Annotated in this window: 2 protein-coding genes; both read right to left on the bottom strand. The window is 66.3% G+C overall.

Going from position 1 to position 1,802, the window contains the following annotated elements; all coding sequences use genetic code 11:
• Positions 1 to 160: 160 nt before the first annotated feature.
• Positions 161 to 1,171 (bottom strand): hypothetical protein, encoded by a 1,011-nt coding sequence (locus Y710_RS18285; protein WP_156479493.1) that lies wholly within the window; start codon positions 1,169 to 1,171, stop codon positions 161 to 163.
• A gap of 243 nt (positions 1,172 to 1,414) precedes the next feature.
• Positions 1,415 to 1,802 (bottom strand): hypothetical protein (locus Y710_RS18990; protein ID WP_197462961.1); only part of this gene is annotated, 388 nt, incomplete at its 5' end.

The raw sequence follows: 1,802 nt of genomic DNA, 5'->3' as shown, positions 1-1,802 counted from the left end.
GGCGAATAGTTGACGAACGTTAACCTGAACGGACGACACGGCTTCGAGGCTCGAGGGCACCTCGATACGACGAAAATGCCCCCGACCTCGAAAGGTCGGGGGCGTTGCGCGCATCTTCCCTACGCGCACCATGCACAGTACCGCCAGGGTGTGACAGCGGTCAGGTCAGCCAGAAGCAGGCGCCGCGCTGCGGGGACGTCAAGCCCATCACTGCATCCGTCGATGTCGTGCCGTGGATGATCACGTTGTCGTTGATCTGCGGGCTCTTCACACGCAGGACATCGCCCTGCGTTGCGGTGCGATTGCCCGTCGCAGCCCACAGCCCCGCCGCGAGCCTCCCGGTGCCGGTGAGCGTGACCGTCGCCGAGGTGGTGATCTGCGGTGTGCTGATCGCAGTCACGTCACTGAAGCTCATCGCCGCGAAGTTCCCCGAGAAGTTACCGCCAGGGACACTCCACGAGACAACGACAGACGCCGCCCCCTCGGGAAGTCCCGTCACAGCGAAGACCCACCAGCGTGTCGTCGAATCAATCAGTGTCGCAGCAACACCACCAACCGAGACGGATGCGGTGATCGAGTCGCTGTTGACATGCACCGCCACCACTACCGCGCCATTGCGGCCGCTCTGGATCGTCTTGGTGTAATTCGAAGGGAACGACCCGCCGTCGCTGATCGCGTCCACGTACTCCGGGTTCGCTTGCTGGACCTCGGGTGCGTACGCGGTCGCAGATGCTGCCGCTGTCGGGGTGCTCAGATTGTGCCCACGCGACAGCGTGGGCGCGTACACGGCCGCTGACGCGGATGCCACCGGTACAGCCACCGCCACCGCCGCCGAGACGGTCGGTGCAGACGCAGCGGCCGATGCCGACGCCGTTGGGACGACAAGCTCAACGCGCGACCCCACCTCCGGGACATGCGCCTCCGCGTACACCAACGCCGCAGGCACCCCCGCCGTCACTGCCGCCGACACGTCCGGGACACGACCGACCGCAGTCGCCACGGCAGTCGGCGCGATGATGCCCGCCACCACCGACACCACCGGCACATACGCCTCGGCCGACACGATAGCGGCAGGGATATCGAGGACGTGACCATGCGACAACTCCGGCACCTGAGCGACGGCAGACGCGACAGCGACCGGCGGGGCGATGCTGACAGCACCGGCGATCACCGGCCTACCAGCCTCCGCGTACGCCACAGCGGCCGGCGCCACCAGACGCGACTCCGCAGACACCACCGGCGCATAACCCACCGCGGCCGCCATCGCGCGCGGCGCCTGCACGAACACCGGCATCCGCCCATCCCACACCGCAACACCATCGAGGTAGGCGAGGATGATGACGTGCTCCTCGCCTAACTCATCGACGTACCGGAGACCGCGGATCGACCGGCCACCCAGGCTGATCGACATACGTCAGGCCACAGACACCGACAGCAGACCGAGCGCATTCCACGTCGCCTGGAACGTCGCGCTCGTCGAGCTGACAGTCTCACCGAAGTCGACATACGAGATCAGTGGGCGCTGCGCATCCGAACCCGGTGTCGCATCGTAGATCACCAGGTAACGGCCGGAGATCGTCGAGGACGGCCACGCGATGTTGTCGCCCTTGAGAGTGACAGTGCTCCCCGACCCGACAATCTGCGGCGTCCCGAGCGTGACACCGCCGGCCGTGTAGCCCGGGCCCGACGCCTCGCTGGTGACCGCCGACTTGTAGCGGTGCGCCGCCTGGTCCGGCGTGTATCCGGCACCGACCAGCATCACCTTGATGGTGTCGGTGTCGAAATCGATTTCCTTGTTGAAT

The organism is Gordonia sp. QH-12 (genome assembly GCF_001578675.1).
Classification (GTDB): Bacteria; Actinomycetota; Actinomycetes; order Mycobacteriales; family Mycobacteriaceae; genus Gordonia; species Gordonia sihwensis.
This window is presented reverse-complemented; position numbering and strand designations above follow the sequence as displayed.